This window comes from Actinokineospora terrae (assembly GCF_900111175.1).
In the GTDB taxonomy this organism is placed as follows: Bacteria; Actinomycetota; Actinomycetes; order Mycobacteriales; family Pseudonocardiaceae; genus Actinokineospora; species Actinokineospora terrae.
Genome location: NZ_FOGI01000015.1, coordinates 186,060 through 200,669, shown reverse-complemented (window position 1 = coordinate 200,669; position 14,610 = coordinate 186,060). Strand labels below are relative to the sequence as shown.

Sequence of the window (14,610 nt, the reverse complement as noted above, 5' to 3'; positions counted from 1 at the left end):
CTGGGGCTCGACGGCGACCAGGAGTTCGCGGTGTACCTGCTGGGCGCGGGTGTCCCGGAGCGGGCCGACCTGGCACTGCCGGTGGACTTCGCCTTCCCCGACCCCGAGGTCATATGAGCGGCCCCACACGCGCAGCGGCCTGGCGCGCGACGTCCCGCGTTGGCAGGCGAGGTGACGGCACGATCGGGGCTGACCGCTCACCGTCCCACCTGGGAGTCCACAGTGGATAGCTCCGCGCGCTCCGGCGGGTTGCCGAGACCGGGTAGCGCTGATCGAGAGGAGGTCGCGTCGGTGTTGGTGCGTGGCCGGATCGCGCTCGACAGCGCGGCACTGGGAGCGCCGGTGCGCCGGTGGTGAGCGGGTTGCGCACGCACCCGCTCTTCCTCCGGGTGTGGCTCGGGCAGGCGTGCGGGTCGGTGGGTGATCAACTGCTGCCGGTCGCGGTCAGCTTGTTCGTGATCGGTCGGGGTGGCGGGGTGGCCGAGGTGAGCCTGGTCCTCGGCGCCAGGGCCATCGCCCTGGTGCTGTGCTTGTTGGCGGGTGGTGTGCTCGCCGACCGGGTGCGGCGAAGTCGGGTCCTGCTGGGCGCGGACTGGTTCCGCGGTGCGTTGCTGCTGGTCACCGCGGCGGTGCTGCCCGCACTGCCGTTGCTGGTCATGCCCGCGGTGGTGGCACTCGTGGCGGCCGGTGAGGCCCTGTCGCGCCCGGCGTTCCGCTCGATGGTGCCCACGCTGTTGCCGAGCGACATGCTCGAGCGCGGCAACGCCCTGGTGTCGGCCGCTCAACGCAGCGCGACGGTACTCGGGGTACTGGCGGGCGCGGCGGTGGTCACCTTCGTCGGTGCGCGGGCGGCGTTGTTCATCGCGGGCGCGGTGTTTGCGGTGAGCGGTCTGACGGTGCTGCGGATCAACGATGGTGCCCCGGCGGCGTTGGGGCGATCCGTGCTCGCTGACGCCGCGGCCGGGCTGCGGGCGATGCGTGAGCGGCCGTGGGTGCTGGCGGTCATGTCGACGGCCAGCGTGCAGTTGATGACCGGGGTCGCCGCGTCGCTGACGCTGCTGCCCCTGATCGCTCGCGACCGGCTCGGTGGTGACCTCGCCTACGGCGCGGTGTTGGCGGCGTCGGCCGTCGGCGCGTTGCCCGGATTGGTGCTGGCGGGCCGGTGGCGGCCCAGGGCCAAGGGCGTGGCCGCGATGTGCGTGCTCGCCGGGTACGCACTGGAGCCGCTGAGCCTCGCGGTCGCGCTGCCGTTGCCCGTGGTGATGGTGTGCTTCGGCATCGGTGGGTTCGCGGTGGAATTCTTCTTCATCCACTGGCTCTCGGCGCTGCAGCGCGGCATCCCCGGTGAGGTGCTGGGCAAGGTCCTGGCCCTGGACCAACTCGGCGCGTTCGCACTGCTGCCCGTGGGCTACCTCCTGGTCGGCCCGGTCGTCGCGGTGGTGGGCGCGGGCCCGACCCTGATCGGGGCGGCCGTGGTGGTCGTGGTGACCAGTGGGCTGTGCCTGGTGGTTCCCGGTGTGGCGCGGTTCGCCGATCCCGCTCGCGATCCCGACGAGCGAGCGGTCGGCGGGGCGCGAGCCGACACCCGCTGACGTCGCTGGGCCGTGCGCCGCGGATGACTGCCCGTCCCCGTCAGGTCAGCGTCCTCGCAAGGCCGTGAGCTCCTCCGTGATCAGGAGGTCGGGGTTGAGGTTCATGCCGGTGAAGTGGCCTGCGAGGTCGAGGGAGAGGATGCCGTGCAGGCGGGTCCAGAAGAGCAGGGCTCGGCGCATGGTCTCGCCGGTGGCCGGGTGGTCGCCGACCCAGTCGCGGTGGATGTCGAGGTGGATGTCCAGCGGGGTGCGCTTGGTGGTGGCCGCCGCGCGGTTGAGGGAGGTGGCCGCGCTGGCGTCGAGGAGGACGGCCATGACCTCGGAGGAGATCGCGGTGATGTCGTCGGGGGCGTGGTAGCCGGGGACGGGGGTGCCGAAGATGAGGAAGTACCGCTGGGGGTCGGCGCGGGCCCAGTCGCGGATGGTCCAGGCCAGTCGGGACAGGTCGGCGCCGTCGCCCGCGGCTTCGTGGACGGTGTCGGCGAGGCTGCGGTAGGCGTCGCGGATGAGCTCGGTGATCAGCTCGTCGCGGCTGGCGAAGTAGCGGTAGAGGGCGGGGCCGCTCATGCCGACCTGCTTGGCGATGGCGTTGAGCGATAGCGCCGGTACGCCTGCGGTGGCGATCTGCTCCCACGCGTGGCGCTTGACCTCTTCGCGTACCTGGACGCGGTAGCGCTCGCGTGGGCTCTGCCCGCTCGGGTCAGTCATCGGCCGGTCCTTCCGCTCAACGTGGTTAGAGGCTATCACTCTTGTTATTGACTCTCTCGCGGCTGGCGTTATAGGTTCTAACTACAGCGATAACGCCTAGCGATCAGGAGAAGTCATGACCCCGTCGAACCAGGTCAGCGCCCGCCGTCCGACCCGGCTGCGCTCCGCCCTGCTCACCATCCCGCTGGCCGCGGGGCTGCTCGCGCTTTCCACACCCGCCCAGGCCGCCACGCCCGCGCCGCTGACCTGCCAGGGCAAGGGGATCAACCCGGCCGCGCAGCTCCACCACCAGACCGAGACCTTCATCAAGGCGCCGCTGAGCACGGTGTGGCGGCTGCACACCGACGTCGAGGGCTGGCCGTCGTGGCAGCGGGCGGTCACCAGCATGGAGCGGCTCGACCCGGGCCCGCTGCGCCCGGGCTCGCGGTTCCGCTGGACCACCCCGGCGCCGCCCACCCCCACCACCCCCGCGACCACCCTCGTGATCACCTCCACCGTCGGGCAGGTCAAGCCCGGCACGTGCGTCCGCTGGACCGGCCCCGCCCTCGGCGACGGCCTCCGCATCGACGAGGGCGTCCACGTCTGGACCTTCACCGAGACCAGGGGCGGCGTCATCGTCCGCACCGAGGAGAGCTGGCGCGGCCCCCAGATCGACGCCGACCCGGCCACCGCCATCCAGTACCTCGCCCCCGGCCTCGACCACTGGCTCGCCGACCTCAAGACCGCCGCCGAGTCCCGCCACTGCCACCACTGACCCACCCCGACCAGAGGAGCAAGACGATGACCACCCACCGCCCCTCCCTGCCCGTTCTCGTTGCCGCCTGGGCCGTTCCGGTGTTCGTGCTCGGCCAGTTCGCCTTCCTGGCGATCATCCCCATCGCCATCACCCTGGTGGCCGCCCTCCGCAACCCGGCCCGGCAAGCCCTCCGCTGGTCCACCGGCGCCCTGACCGCCCTCTACGCCGTGCTCGTGACCGCGTGGCTGACAGGCCCCAGCGCCGCCCCAAGCCTGTCCAAATACCTGAGCCCCACCGCCACCGCCCTCTTCGCCGCTGCCTCCGTAGCCGTGGCCATCACCCACCACACTCTCCACCGACGCCCGCGAGTTGCCTGACGAGGTCACCCCGGCGTCGTGGAGTGGTCACGAATGGAGAAGCGCTGGTCAGCGGGGCAGCCCTAGCGTTGTCGGCATGACATCACTGGACAGCATCACTCTTGAGGTAGCCGACGTCGCGGCCGCCGAGCGGTTCTACGCGGCTGCGTTCGGGTTGGGTGACCGGGTGCGGTTGCGGGGCTCGCAGGAGCCGACGGAGGGGTTTCGGGGGTTCACACTGTCGCTCATGGTGGCTCAGCCCGCTGACGTTCACGCGCTGGTCGACGCGGCTGTCGATGCCGGGGCGACGGTGGTGAAGGCGGCGGCGAAGTCGATGTGGGGGTATGGCGGAGTTGTGCGGGCGCCGGACGGGACGATCTGGAAGGTTGCTACGTCGGCGAAGAAGGACACTGGGCCTGCCACGCGTGAGATCTCCGATGTCGTGCTGCTGCTCGGAGTCGCCGACGTAGCTGCGAGCAGGCGGTTCTACCTGGAGCAGGGCCTCGTTGTGGGTAAGAGCTTCGCCCGAATGTACGTCGAGTTCGCAGGTGGGGCCGTCAAGCTGGCCCTGTACCGACGCCGGGCACTGGCCAAGGACGCGGGCGTGCCCCCGGAGGGCACCGGCTCGCACCGGATCTCCCTCAACGCCCCCACCACGTCCTTCACCGACCCGGACGGCTTCTCCTGGGAGACCACCTCGATGGCCACCCAGTCCTGATGTGCCTCTCACCCATCCCCGCCGTCGCCGCCGCCCTCAGCGAGCGCGGGAACCCCGACAAACCCCCCGTCACCTCCGAGCGGGACCCGGTCACCTGTGAGTCGGGCGCGTCGCGCGTGGCCGATGTGGCGCGGGCGCGGTTGACTGAACCGGTCAGCAGCGGGACGCGTACCTGTTGTATCGCCTAGTCGGAGGTGGGTATGCCGGAGTTCATCAACGGGTTGCCGGTGCACGCGTTGGTCGTGCACGCGGTCGTGGTGCTCGTGCCGCTGGCGGTGCTGGGGACCATCGTGATCGCGGTGTGGCCAGCGGCGCGGGCGCGGTTCGGGTGGCTGGTCGTGGGGTTCGCGGCGGTGGGGGCGGTGCTCACGCCGATCGCGACCTCCAGCGGCGAGGACCTGGAGAAGCGGCTGCCGGAGAACGACCTGATCAAGGCGCACGAGGAGCTCGGGGACACGCTGATCTGGTTCGTGCTCGGCCTGCTCGTGGTGGTCACCGCGCTCATGGTCGTGAGCACGCGGACCGCGCAGTCGTGGACCAAGCCCGCGGTGATCGTGCTGGCAGTGCTGTGCGTCGGAGTTGGCGCTGCCGCGGGGGTGCACACCTACCGCGTCGGTGACGCGGGCGCGCGCGCCGTGTGGGACGGGATCGACCAGCAGCCCGCCCGGTAATCCGGTGGACAGGTCACCGGGTGATCGGTTGGTATGGAGAGATCCAACCGATCCGGAGGCGACTTGTCCGCAGGTGACACCGCGCTGACCATCCCGACCGCGCTCGTCCGGGACCTCGTCGCGGCGCAGTTCCCGCACTGGGCCGACCTGCCCGTCGAGCCCGTGGCCACGCAAGGCGTCGACAACGCGACCTACCACCTCGGCGCCGACATGTCCGTGCGCCTGCCCCGGTTCGCCCGCTGGGAAGGGCAGGTCGAGCGCGAGCAGACCTGGCTGCCCCGGCTCGCCCCGCACCTCCCGCTGACCGTGTCGCGGCCGATCGCGCGCGGTGTGCCGGGGGAGGGGTATCCGCTGCAGTGGTCGGTGTACCGCTGGCTCGACGGCGAGCGGGTCGACCCCGACCGGCTCGACCAGACCCGCGCGGCCGCCGACCTCGCCGACTTCCTGCGCGCGCTCTGGTCCATCGACACGACCGGCGGTCCACCGCCGGAGTGGAGCAACGGGTTCCGCGGGGTGGACCTCGACGACGTCAGCTACTCGCCGGTCGTCGCGTGGGTGCTCCAGCAGAAGATCGACGCTCTGGCCGGGGTGGTCGACACCGACGCCATCACCGCGACCTGGGAGCGGGGGCTGGCCGCGCCCAAGTGGGGCGGGCCGGGCGTGTGGATCCACGGCGACCCCGCGCCGAGCAACCTGTTGGGCGACGGTGCGCGGATCACCGCCGTCATCGACTTCGGCACGCTGGCCGTGGGCGACCCCGCCTGCGACCTCATCGCCGCCTGGACCGTGCTGACCCCGCACGGCCGCGACCTGTTCCGCGCGGCCCTGGACATCGACGACGCCACCTGGGCTCGCGGCCGCGTCTGGGGCCTGTCCGGCCTACTCCCCGCCCCCGGCGGCCCCCTCGACCGCCCGCGCCTAGCGGCTCTCCTCGCCGACCGCGACTAGAGCACGCTCCCGATCCACGCGACGATCCCGGTAGCGGCCTGTTGACCCTGACTGTTGCCAGGCCGGGGACGATGCCGGGTGGGGACGAGGGGGCGGGCGGCGGGAGGAAGTGTCACAGCGCGACTTTGGGGAGGCCTGCTTTGCGGATCTTGCGCCGGAGCAGCACCTTGCGGGTGCCGTCGGCGTAGAGGCGGACCCGGGACAGTTCCCAGCCGTTGAACTCGGCCTGGATCGCCAGTTGCGTGGCCGCCGTGAGCCGGGAGACCCCGGGTGGCAGGCGCAGCGGCAGGTATTCCCAGTCGCCCTCGACGTGACTCTCGCTCATGGTCGCACCACCTGCACACCACCTCCGTTCGCGGACGCGACCACCACGCGCCCGGTCTCTGGATCGACCGCGACCGAGTTCGGCTGAGCGACGGTCGGGTACCGGTGCCGTTCGACCGGTTCCTCACCGCCGACCTGGTAGCCGACCACCTCGTTGGTCTCGGTCAACGTCACCCACGCCAAGTCGCGCTTGGCGTCGTAAGCGATCCCGTAGGGCGAACCCGCCACCGGGTAGCGCTGACGCATGAGGAGCGGGTCTAGCGAGAACGCCAACAGTGCGCCGCCACGGGTGTCGGTGACCAGTACGCGCCCCCACCGGTCCACGACGCCGTTGGTGGAGCCTTGTCCCGCGCGCAGCCCTTGCCCGAAGGTGCCCTGGTTGACGTCCAGTTGGAACACCGCGTTGCGCAGCCGGTCGAGCACCAGGGCGCCGGGACCGGTGCTGAACACCTGGTCTGCACTGAGCAGGCTGCCCGAGATCACGCGCCGCACCTGGCCGTCGTCGAGTACGGCCACCTGCTTGCGGTCACGAACCGCCACGAGCGTGTCGCCACCGAACGTCGCGGTGGCGACCGGCGATCCCTCCACTACGGACTCGTCCAGCGCACCACCAGGTAGCGCTACCCGGACCACGCGGCCAGGAACCGCGGCGAGCACCGCGCCACCATCGCCCGCCAGCGTCAACGACTCGGCCGCGCCGGGCAGGGTAAGAGCACGAGGTGCCTTGTCGAGCGCGTCGAGGTCATAGAGCCGAAGCTCGGTTCCCGAAGCCACGGCCAACGTTCGGGTAGTCGGGTCCGTGGCGACGGCCGTGACCGGTGTCGCCAACGGCAGCAAGGTGCCCGCGGGGGTGGCGGTCGGTACGGGGGAGTGGGCCGGGGTCGCGGCGACCGGGTTGTCGGTGACCATCAACTCGTCCCTCGGCTGATCACCCGACGAGCAGCCCGCGGTGAACGCGGCGCAGAGCGCGGTGGCGGCGACCAGGACGACGACGCGGGTCAAGCAGACCTCCGGACGGCGGGGACGGGGCGTCCCCCCAGCATCCCGCACCGAGCACGCCAGGGCCACGTCCGGTGGGGTGTGTCCGCCCACGATCCCGCAGGCCGGAAGCCGCTTGCTCAGGCCGCCAGTTCCGCCTCGGCGCGCGCGGTCACCTCGGCCAGCACCCGCCCCGCGGTCGCCTTGTCCTCGGCGGACAGGTCCCCGTACAGCTTCCTCGCGATCCGGTCGACGCCGTTGCTGATGCGCTGGAACCTGGCCCGACCCGCGTCGGTGAGGGTCACTCCCGCGCTGGTCAGGCCATTCGCGGCGAGTGCGGCGACGGCGTGCCCGGCCTCCACATCACCGAGGCGCGCGGTCAGTTGCCCGACCAGGTCCTCCTCGGCGATGTCGCCGTCGGACAGCAGCACCAGCGCGACCCACTCGGGGAAGGTCGTGGCGGCCTCGGCGAGCAGCCGGTCGAGCAGGGCGCGGGTGGCCCGGCCCGCCTGGCCGATGACGAGTCCGTTGAACGGGTGGCTCATGTCGTCTCCTCCTCGAGCAGGGCGCGCAACGCCTCGACGAGCGCCCGCGTGCGCGGGCTGTCGACTCCGCCGAGGGGCGCGGTCAGGTCGTGCTGGAGTGCGCGGACCGCGGCGACGGCCCGCTCGGTGCGGTCGCGGCCGTGGTCGGTGGGGTCGAGCAGCATCGCCCGGCTGTCGTCGGGGTCGGGTGTCCTGGTCAGCAGCCCGGCCTGCTCCAGCGACCGGACGAGCTTGGACACGTACAACGGCTCCAACCCGGTGAAGTCCGCCAGGCGTCGCTGACTCGGCCGATTGCCGGAACGACGCAGGGTGAGTAGCGGGGCCATGACCGCGTACTGGGCGTGGGTCAGCCCGAACGGGGTCACCGCCCGGTCGATCGCCGCCCGCCACCGGGTCGACACCCGCCAGACCAGCCCCGACACCGGGGTCTCCGCGTCACGCACACCAGATATAGTACATGGACACTATCGCCATGGACAGTGTTCGCTTCAATACGAAACACGCTGATCAGGTTCACCGGATCCGGGAAACTGTTGCGCCGGGAGGGTGATGTCGAAACCAAGTTGTAACACCGACCGTGGTGACGCCGACGTTGCAGGCACCAGCGCAGGGAGGTAGCCATGGCGATCGACCCCGCTCACCTGCCGATCTTCGGCGATCCCGAGCCCACCGACGCGCCCGCCCCGGTGCGCGCCGCCAGCGTCCTGCTGCTGCTCAACGTCGGCGTGACCGCCGCCCACCTCGCCGTCGTCTCCGCCCGCTCCGACCACGACGTCTCGCTCTCGGTCGTGCCGATCTGCCTGGCCATGGGGTTCGCGCTGGCCCTGCGCGGCGGCCGGGACTGGGCCAGGGTGGCGTCCCTGCTCGTCGCCGGGCTGGCGCTGCTGCTGATGCTCGGCATCGCCGAGGGCGTGCTCGGGACCGCCGCCCTGGTGCTCTCGACCCTGCTCGTGGTCGCCGCGGCGCACCTGATGTACCGCTCGGACGTGCGCGACTACTTCGTCGTGGCCGACAACGAGACCGACAGCGACCTCGACTCGGAAGACATGCCTGGGGAAGTGCCTAGTGCAGACGCCGCTCGGGGTAGCCGAACTCCACCGCGCTGACGTCGTCGAGCGCAGACCTGATCGCCGCGGGCAGCGTCAACTCCTCCGCCGCGAGCGACCCCTTCAACTGCGTCGTGTCCCGCGCCCCCACCACCGGCGCCACCACGCCAGGACGGTCCCGAACCCACGCCAGCGCTACCGCCAACGGTGAGGTCCCCAGCCCGTCAGCGGCGGTAGCCACCGCCTGCACGATCCGCGCCGCCCGCTCCGTGCGGTGCCGCTCGACATACCGCGCGAACACCTGCGACGCCCCACGCGAGTCCGCGGGCGTGTTGGTGCGGTACTTGCCGGTCAACACACCCCGCCCCAACGGCGCCCACGGCAGCACTCCCAGCCCGTGGTGCACGGAGGCCGGAATGACCTCCCGCTCTACCCCGCGCTCCAGCAGCGAGTACTCCACCTGAGTGCTCACCAGCGGTAGCCCTGTCGACGCCTGATGTGCCGCCGCGGTCGCGGTCTGCCAACCCGAGTAGTTCGAGATCCCCGCGTAACGCACCTTGCCCGCGCGCACGGCCCCCTCCACCGCCGCCAGCGTCTCCTCCAACGGCACCGCCTCGTCCCACGCGTGCAACTGCCACAGGTCGACGTGGTCGGTCCGCAGCCGCCGCAGCGACTCCTCCAACGCCGTCAGCAACGCCCCCCGCGACGCGCCCCCGCCGAACGGCCCGTCGTGCCTGCGCGCCACCGCCTTGGTCGCCAGCACCACGCGCTCGCGCGGCACCAGGTCGCCCAGCAGCGTGCCCAGCAGCCGCTCCGCCTCCCCGTCGGCGTAGATGTCCGCAGTGTCGACCAGGGTGCCGCCCGCCTCGGTGAACGCGGCCAACTGGGCGGCCGCCTCGTCGGCGCCGGTGTCCCCGCCCCAGGTCAGCGTGCCCAGGCCCAACCGGGAAACCCGCAGCCCGCTGCGCCCGAGGTGTCGTTGCTCCACGATCACCGAGCCTAGGCCGCCACCCGGGTACCGCCACCGGAGGCCCACTGGCCAACCGGCGCTACCGGTGAGTAACCTGCCGGTCATGCGACTCGGACTGAACATGGGCTACTGGGGTGCCGGCAACGACGCCGCGAACCTGGAGTTGGCGCGCGAGGCCGACCGGCTCGGCTACTCGGTGGCCTGGGTCGCCGAGGCCTACGGCTCCGACGCGCCGTCGGTGCTGGCCTGGGTGGCCGCGCAGACCGAGCGCATCGACGTCGGCAGCGCCATCCTGCAGATCCCCGCGCGCCGCCCGACCATGGCCGCGATGACCGCCGCCACCCTCGACACCCTCTCCGGCGGCCGGTTCCGGCTCGGCCTCGGCGTGTCCGGTCCGCAGGTCTCCGAGGGCTGGTACGGGGTCAAGTTCGACAAGCCGCTGGCCCGCACCCGCGAGTACGTCGACATCGTGCGCTCGGCGCTGCGCCGCGAACGCGTCGACTACCAGGGCAAGCACTTCGTGCAGCCGCTGCCGGACGGGCCGGGCAAGGCGCTCAAGCTCACCGTCCACCCGGTGCGCGAGCACATCCCGATCTACCTGGCCTCCATCGGCCCGAAGAACCTCGAACTCACCGGCGAGATCGCGGACGGCTGGCTGGCCATCTTCTACTCCCCAGAGCATGGCCGTGAGTCTCTAGAGCTCATCGCCAAGGGCCGCGCGAAGTCGGGTAAGACCCTGGAAGGCTTCGACGTCGTACCTACGACCCCGCTCGTGGTCGAAGACGACTGGCGCGTCGCAGCAGACACCGCCCGCCCCTACGCCGCCCTCTACGTCGGCGGCATGGGTAGCCGCGAGCAGAACTTCTACAACAACCTGGCCTGCCGCATGGGCTACGAAGCCGAGGCCACCGAGTGCCAGGACCGCTACCTCGCCAAGGACTACGCGGGCGCGGCCGCCGCGGTACCGCTCGGGTTCATCGACTCCACCTCCCTGCTCGGCCCCAAGGAGCGCATCGCCGAGAAGATGCGGGCGCTCGCCGAGTCGGGGGTCACCACGCTGACCGTTTCCCCCATCCTGCAAGATTTGGAGCGCAGCAAGGCGGCCCTCAGGGTGGCCGTGGACGCTCTGGATCTCGCGGGAGTCGGTAGTTGACCTGGTTGCAAGCAATCGTCCTGGGCATCGTGCAGGGGCTCACCGAGTTCCTGCCGATCTCGTCCTCGGCGCACATCCGGATCGTCTCGGAGCTGTGGTTCGGCGGTGACGCGGGCGCCTCGTTCACCGCGGTCATCCAGCTCGGCACCGAGACCGCGGTGATCATCTACTTCGCCAAGGACATCTGGCGGCTGCTGCGCGCGTGGTTCGTTGGCCTGTTCAAGTCCGCGGCCCGCAGCGACCCGGACTACAAGCTGGCCTGGTACGTGATCATCGGGTCCGCGCCGATCGCGCTGCTGGGCGTGGTGTTCAAGGACCTCATCCGCTCCGGCCTGCGCAACCTGTGGATCACCGCCGTCGTGCTGATGGTGTTCGCGGTCATCCTGGCCATCGCCGACGAGCTGGGCAGGCAGCGCCGCGACCAGCTGACCATGCGCGACAGCATCGTGATGGGCTTCGCCCAGGCCATGGCGCTGGTGCCCGGGGTGTCGCGTTCGGGTGGGACGCTCACCGCGGGCATGTTCCTCGGCCTCAAGCGCGAGGCGGCCACCCGGTACTCGTTCCTGCTGGCCATCCCGGCGGTGTTCGGCGCGGGCATCTTCAGCATCCCCGACGTGATGGACCGCAGTGGACCGGGCGTGCAGGCCAGCATCCCGCAGACCGTCGTGGCCACCGCGGTGTCCTTCGTCGTGGGCTACGCCTGCGTCGCGTGGCTGCTGCGCTACGTGTCCAAGAACAACTTCATGGTGTTCGTCTGGTACCGCATCGCCCTCGGCGCGGTCCTGTGCGGACTGCTCGCCACCGGGGTCGTCGCACCGACGTGATCACCCACTGCCTAGGCTGATCGCCCATGGCAACACTCGTCCTCCTCCGCCATGCCCGCTCCACCGCCAACGGCTCCGGTGTGCTCGCGGGTCGCAGCGAAGGCGTCACCCTCGACCCGACCGGGCAGCGGCAGGCCGCCGACCTGGTCGCCCGGCTCGCCGAGGTGACCCTGCACGGGATCGTCCGGTCCCCGCTGCCGCGCTGCGAGCAGACCGTCAACGCCCTCGCCGCCGCCCGCGGCATCACCCCCGTCGTCGACGACGCCTTCGCCGAGGTCGACTACGGGGCCTGGACCGGCAAGGCCATCAAGGACCTGCTCGCGGAACCGCTGTGGAAGGTCGTGCAGCAGCACCCGTCCGCCGCGGTGTTCCCCGACGGGGAAGGCCTAGCCGACGTCCAGGCCCGCGCCGTCCGCGCCGTCAGGGCGCACGACGCGCGGATCACGGCCGAGCACGGTGAGCGCGCTGTCTGGCTGCTGTGTAGCCACGGCGACGTCATCAAGTCGATCCTGTCCGACGCTCTAGGCCAACACCTGGACACGTTCCAGCGCATCGTCGTGGACCCGGCATCGGTCAGCGTCATCCGCTACACCGAGACCCGGCCGTTCGTCCTGCGCATGAACGACGCGGGCAAGGAGTTCGCGAGCGTGGTGCCGCCCGAGCCCAAGCCGGACGAGGCCCCCAGCGGGGACGCCACCGTGGGTGGCACTACCGGGCGCTAGAACCCGAACACGTCGTTGCTGCTGACGATGGCGACGCACTGGTTCGAGAACTGCTCCCGGTAGGTGACGTACTCGCCGTACCAATCGCCCTTGACCGTGACGACCACCGGGTCGTAGTTGTACGTGCAGGGGCGGTTGGTGTCGGGCAACGCCGCGAAGTCCGCGTTGACGTCCTTGAGCGCGTCGCACGCCGCCTGCGGGTCCGCGTGGGTGCTGCCGTCGGTGGGGTCGCAGTTGAGGATCGCGGCCTTCGTGTTGCCGTTGCTGAGCCACTGCGTCGTCAACACCAACGACGCCCCCGGCCCGTCCGCCACCCTCGGCGCCTCGTCCCGGACCGCCGTCGTCGCGGTGGCGGCAGCGGCACTCCCCACGACCATCCCGGCCAAGAGCACGCTGGTGAGCACGGTGCTGCGCATGGACAACCACATCCCGGGGTCTCGGTCTTCACCTTCCGCGTCCTTGCGTACCCGCCCCGTCGTGCCGCCGGTCGCACCGACTCGACCAACCACACGATCGTGCGGATATCCCACCCGGCCGAGGCACCTGCCCGCCGCCGGGTCCACGACCTACGAAAGTATTATCGACTATTGACTATCAAGATAACCAATGGCTGGTCGGCAGGGGGTGGCTCGGGGGACAGCGGAGCGCTGCGGGACAACAGCAGCGGCGGACGCTGGGGAGCTTGGTGTCGCACTGGGGAGAACAAGGGCATTGGTGGTGCGCCGGGGAGAAGAACGGCTACGGATTTGGAGGGCCTGGCTGCGTCGGAGGACGGCTTGAGGGGTAGAAGGCTTGTGGCGCAGGGGGCAGCAGGCTCTGTCGCGTGGGAGGGCTGTCAGTCCCTGCGGACCGAGACGATGTGGGTGAGGGCGGCGGCGAGGGCCAGGACTGCCAGGCCGAGCGGGAGCAGCGCGGCGGCCGTGGGGAGGATGTCGGCGGCGTTGCTGGTGTTGGCCATGCGCTTGAAGAGGGTGTTGGGCGGTGAGCCCGTGGTCAGCAGCGCGGCGGTCACCAGGAACAGGGCGGCCAGGAGGGCGTAGCCCTGGCGGCGGATCACCAGGCGCGAGCACACCAGGCCGAACGCGAGCCCGAACGCCGCGCACAGCAGGTGCGCCAACGCCCCGGCTGGGAGGTCGGCTGCCGTCACCGGGCGCGGGTGCATGGCCAGGGGCAGGCCGAGACCGATGATGGTCAGTCCTACCGCGAGCAACGCGCTGACCACGATCGCGGCCGCCAACACCTTGACCGGGCCGCGGGCGGCTACGACGGTGATAGCGCGGTGAGTCGGGTCCTCCACGCTGATGACGGCCATCGTCACCCAGGTCACGCAGACCAGGAGGATGCCCGCGTTGAGTGCGTAAACGCCGGGCAGTGGTCCTGAGTCGCTGCCGGCGGAGATACCGACACCGGCGAAGAACAGCAGGACCGGCGCCAGGTAGCGCTGACCGTGGATGGTCGTGGCCAGCGTGTAGCGGACGAGCGCGATCATGGGGCCGCCTTCTCCGGGGTCACGCTGTCGACCGACCAGCCGTGGCGCAACGCGATGGTGAGCAGGGCGTCGGAGTGGTCGCGGTCGACGCGCACGAACAGCTGACCCTGGTGGGTGACGGCGGTGAGGACCCCGTCCACCTCGTCCCAGCCGGGGTCCTCGGTGTCCTCGGCGGACCGGGTCAGCGCGACCTCGACCACGGCGCGCCCCGGCGGGGTGGCCTCGGCGATCCTGCCGTCGTGGATGCGGTGGATCCGAGTGGCGTTCGCCCTGGTCACGGACTCGCGGTGATCGGTGAACACGACCGCGCCACCCGCGGCCGCCACCTCCGCGATGATCGTGGCCAGCACCCCGTGCGCGTCGGAGTCCAGCCCGGACCACGGCTCGTCGAGCACCAGCAACCCGGGCGGCACCAGCAGCGCCTGCGCCAGCGCGACCTTCTGCGCGTTGCCCTTCGACAGCGTCCGCACCTGGGCGTCGAACCCGCCTTGCAGGTCGAGCCGTTCCAGCAGCTCCTCGGCCCGGTCCGCGGCCTCGATCGTGGTCATGCCGCGGATGCGCCCGAGGTGGCCCAGGTAGGCGACCGCGGAGAGGCGTTCGTTGGGCGGGAACCGCTCGGGGACGTACCCGACGACGTCCGGGCGCCCGTTGATCGCGCCGGCCGTGGGCCGGGACACCCCGACCATCAACCGCAGTAGCGTCGACTTCCCCGATCCGTTGCCGCCCACGACCGCGACGACCGCGCCAGGCTCGACAGTCAGGTCTACCTCGCGCAGCACCCAGTTGCCGCCGCCGTAGCGCTTACTCACTGCCTCCACGCTCAGCATGAG

At 71.1% G+C, this 14,610-nt stretch carries 19 protein-coding genes; 10 read left to right on the top strand and 9 right to left on the bottom strand.

Annotated elements, in window-relative coordinates; all coding sequences use genetic code 11:
- Nucleotides 1–362 precede the first annotated feature (362 nt).
- Nucleotides 363–1,592, top strand: coding sequence for an MFS transporter (locus tag BMY07_RS29735; RefSeq protein WP_177215878.1), 1,230 nt, complete (start codon nt 363–365; stop codon nt 1,590–1,592).
- 45 nt (nt 1,593–1,637) lie between these two features.
- Here BMY07_RS29735 and BMY07_RS29730 read toward each other — a convergent pair whose 3' ends face one another.
- Nucleotides 1,638–2,300 carry a TetR/AcrR family transcriptional regulator gene (locus BMY07_RS29730; protein WP_092785903.1) on the bottom strand — a complete coding sequence of 221 codons (663 nt, stop codon included), beginning with the start codon at nt 2,298–2,300 and terminating at the stop codon, nt 1,638–1,640.
- Nucleotides 2,301–2,415: 115 nt separating this feature from the next.
- On the opposite strand from BMY07_RS29730, the gene BMY07_RS29725 reads away from it, so the two are divergent.
- The 5 genes from BMY07_RS29725 to BMY07_RS29705 all read left to right on the top strand — a co-directional run bounded on the left by BMY07_RS29725 (nt 2,416) and on the right by BMY07_RS29705 (nt 5,729).
- Nucleotides 2,416–3,054: an SRPBCC family protein gene (locus BMY07_RS29725; protein ID WP_092785901.1), complete on the top strand. Its 639-nt coding sequence runs from the start codon at nt 2,416–2,418 to the stop codon at nt 3,052–3,054.
- A 26-nt stretch (nt 3,055–3,080) separates the two neighbouring features.
- Nucleotides 3,081–3,413: a hypothetical protein gene (locus BMY07_RS29720; protein ID WP_092785899.1), complete on the top strand. Its 333-nt coding sequence runs from the start codon at nt 3,081–3,083 to the stop codon at nt 3,411–3,413.
- A 76-nt stretch (nt 3,414–3,489) separates the two neighbouring features.
- A complete protein-coding gene (locus tag BMY07_RS29715; protein ID WP_092785897.1) occupies nt 3,490–4,110 on the top strand; it encodes a VOC family protein in 621 nt (206 codons plus the stop codon).
- Nucleotides 4,111–4,310: 200 nt separating this feature from the next.
- Nucleotides 4,311–4,781 carry a DUF2231 domain-containing protein gene (locus BMY07_RS29710; protein ID WP_092785895.1) on the top strand — a complete coding sequence of 157 codons (471 nt, stop codon included), beginning with the start codon at nt 4,311–4,313 and terminating at the stop codon, nt 4,779–4,781.
- Between the two features lie 63 nt (nt 4,782–4,844).
- Entirely contained in the window at nt 4,845–5,729 is an 885-nt protein-coding gene (locus tag BMY07_RS29705) for an aminoglycoside phosphotransferase family protein (protein ID WP_218150832.1), read from the top strand.
- A gap of 112 nt (nt 5,730–5,841) precedes the next feature.
- Here BMY07_RS29705 and BMY07_RS29700 read toward each other — a convergent pair whose 3' ends face one another.
- The 4 genes from BMY07_RS29700 to BMY07_RS29685 all read right to left on the bottom strand — a co-directional run bounded on the left by BMY07_RS29700 (nt 5,842) and on the right by BMY07_RS29685 (nt 8,019).
- Complete coding sequence (locus BMY07_RS29700) at nt 5,842–6,054, bottom strand: DUF5703 family protein (protein ID WP_092785891.1); 213 nt, start codon at nt 6,052–6,054, stop codon at nt 5,842–5,844.
- Nucleotides 6,051–7,055, bottom strand: coding sequence for a YncE family protein (locus BMY07_RS29695; RefSeq protein WP_092785889.1), 1,005 nt, complete (start codon nt 7,053–7,055; stop codon nt 6,051–6,053). The genes BMY07_RS29700 and BMY07_RS29695 overlap by 4 nt, the downstream gene beginning before the upstream one ends.
- A 116-nt stretch (nt 7,056–7,171) precedes the next feature.
- On the bottom strand, nt 7,172–7,576 hold the full coding sequence (locus BMY07_RS29690) for a hypothetical protein (protein ID WP_092785887.1): 405 nt from the start codon (nt 7,574–7,576) through the stop codon (nt 7,172–7,174).
- Nucleotides 7,573–8,019 (bottom strand): MarR family winged helix-turn-helix transcriptional regulator, encoded by a 447-nt coding sequence (locus tag BMY07_RS29685; protein ID WP_092785885.1) that lies wholly within the window; start codon nt 8,017–8,019, stop codon nt 7,573–7,575. The genes BMY07_RS29690 and BMY07_RS29685 overlap by 4 nt, the downstream gene beginning before the upstream one ends.
- Nucleotides 8,020–8,196: 177 nt before the next feature.
- Between BMY07_RS29685 and BMY07_RS29680 the strand changes: the two genes are divergently transcribed.
- Nucleotides 8,197–8,682, top strand: coding sequence for a hypothetical protein (locus BMY07_RS29680; protein WP_092785883.1), 486 nt, complete (start codon nt 8,197–8,199; stop codon nt 8,680–8,682).
- On the opposite strand, the gene BMY07_RS29675 is transcribed toward BMY07_RS29680, so the two are convergent.
- A complete protein-coding gene (locus BMY07_RS29675; protein WP_092785951.1) occupies nt 8,639–9,610 on the bottom strand; it encodes an aldo/keto reductase in 972 nt (323 codons plus the stop codon). The two genes, BMY07_RS29680 and BMY07_RS29675, sit on opposite strands and share 44 nt — an antisense overlap.
- A gap of 85 nt (nt 9,611–9,695) precedes the next feature.
- Between BMY07_RS29675 and BMY07_RS29670 the strand changes: the two genes are divergently transcribed.
- Genes BMY07_RS29670 through BMY07_RS29660 form a run of 3 tightly spaced genes read left to right on the top strand, consistent with a single transcriptional unit; the run spans nt 9,696 to nt 12,291 of the window.
- Complete coding sequence (locus tag BMY07_RS29670; protein WP_092785949.1) at nt 9,696–10,745, top strand: LLM class F420-dependent oxidoreductase; 1,050 nt, start codon at nt 9,696–9,698, stop codon at nt 10,743–10,745.
- Complete coding sequence (locus BMY07_RS29665) at nt 10,742–11,569, top strand: undecaprenyl-diphosphate phosphatase (RefSeq protein ID WP_092785881.1); 828 nt, start codon at nt 10,742–10,744, stop codon at nt 11,567–11,569. The genes BMY07_RS29670 and BMY07_RS29665 overlap by 4 nt, the downstream gene beginning before the upstream one ends.
- A gap of 26 nt (nt 11,570–11,595) precedes the next feature.
- Nucleotides 11,596–12,291: a histidine phosphatase family protein gene (locus BMY07_RS29660; RefSeq protein ID WP_092785879.1), complete on the top strand. Its 696-nt coding sequence runs from the start codon at nt 11,596–11,598 to the stop codon at nt 12,289–12,291.
- Here BMY07_RS29660 and BMY07_RS29655 read toward each other — a convergent pair.
- The 3 genes from BMY07_RS29655 to BMY07_RS29645 form a co-directional block, all read right to left on the bottom strand.
- Nucleotides 12,288–12,707 carry an SSI family serine proteinase inhibitor gene (locus tag BMY07_RS29655; protein WP_177215877.1) on the bottom strand — a complete coding sequence of 140 codons (420 nt, stop codon included), beginning with the start codon at nt 12,705–12,707 and terminating at the stop codon, nt 12,288–12,290. The genes BMY07_RS29660 and BMY07_RS29655 overlap by 4 nt on opposite strands.
- A 419-nt stretch (nt 12,708–13,126) precedes the next feature.
- Nucleotides 13,127–13,780, bottom strand: coding sequence for a hypothetical protein (locus tag BMY07_RS29650; protein ID WP_092785877.1), 654 nt, complete (start codon nt 13,778–13,780; stop codon nt 13,127–13,129).
- Complete coding sequence (locus BMY07_RS29645; protein ID WP_177215876.1) at nt 13,777–14,607, bottom strand: ATP-binding cassette domain-containing protein; 831 nt, start codon at nt 14,605–14,607, stop codon at nt 13,777–13,779. The genes BMY07_RS29650 and BMY07_RS29645 overlap by 4 nt, the downstream gene beginning before the upstream one ends.
- Nucleotides 14,608–14,610: the final 3 nt, after the last annotated feature.

What these genes read in the sequence shown, in the direction of transcription:
- BMY07_RS29730 (WP_092785903.1), bottom strand. Translation starts at nt 2,300, where the DNA reads ATGACTGACCCGAGCGGGCAGAGCCCACGCGAGCGCTACCGCGTCCAG.
- BMY07_RS29725 (WP_092785901.1), top strand. Translation starts at nt 2,416, where the DNA reads ATGACCCCGTCGAACCAGGTCAGCGCCCGCCGTCCGACCCGGCTGCGC.
- BMY07_RS29720 (WP_092785899.1), top strand. Translation starts at nt 3,081, where the DNA reads ATGACCACCCACCGCCCCTCCCTGCCCGTTCTCGTTGCCGCCTGGGCC.
- BMY07_RS29715 (WP_092785897.1), top strand. Translation starts at nt 3,490, where the DNA reads ATGACATCACTGGACAGCATCACTCTTGAGGTAGCCGACGTCGCGGCC.
- BMY07_RS29710 (WP_092785895.1), top strand. Translation starts at nt 4,311, where the DNA reads ATGCCGGAGTTCATCAACGGGTTGCCGGTGCACGCGTTGGTCGTGCAC.
- BMY07_RS29700 (WP_092785891.1), bottom strand. Translation starts at nt 6,054, where the DNA reads ATGAGCGAGAGTCACGTCGAGGGCGACTGGGAATACCTGCCGCTGCGC.
- BMY07_RS29690 (WP_092785887.1), bottom strand. Translation starts at nt 7,576, where the DNA reads ATGAGCCACCCGTTCAACGGACTCGTCATCGGCCAGGCGGGCCGGGCC.
- BMY07_RS29680 (WP_092785883.1), top strand. Translation starts at nt 8,197, where the DNA reads ATGGCGATCGACCCCGCTCACCTGCCGATCTTCGGCGATCCCGAGCCC.
- BMY07_RS29670 (WP_092785949.1), top strand. Translation starts at nt 9,696, where the DNA reads ATGCGACTCGGACTGAACATGGGCTACTGGGGTGCCGGCAACGACGCC.
- BMY07_RS29660 (WP_092785879.1), top strand. Translation starts at nt 11,596, where the DNA reads ATGGCAACACTCGTCCTCCTCCGCCATGCCCGCTCCACCGCCAACGGC.
- BMY07_RS29655 (WP_177215877.1), bottom strand. Translation starts at nt 12,707, where the DNA reads ATGCGCAGCACCGTGCTCACCAGCGTGCTCTTGGCCGGGATGGTCGTG.
- BMY07_RS29650 (WP_092785877.1), bottom strand. Translation starts at nt 13,780, where the DNA reads ATGATCGCGCTCGTCCGCTACACGCTGGCCACGACCATCCACGGTCAG.
- BMY07_RS29645 (WP_177215876.1), bottom strand. Translation starts at nt 14,607, where the DNA reads ATGCTGAGCGTGGAGGCAGTGAGTAAGCGCTACGGCGGCGGCAACTGG.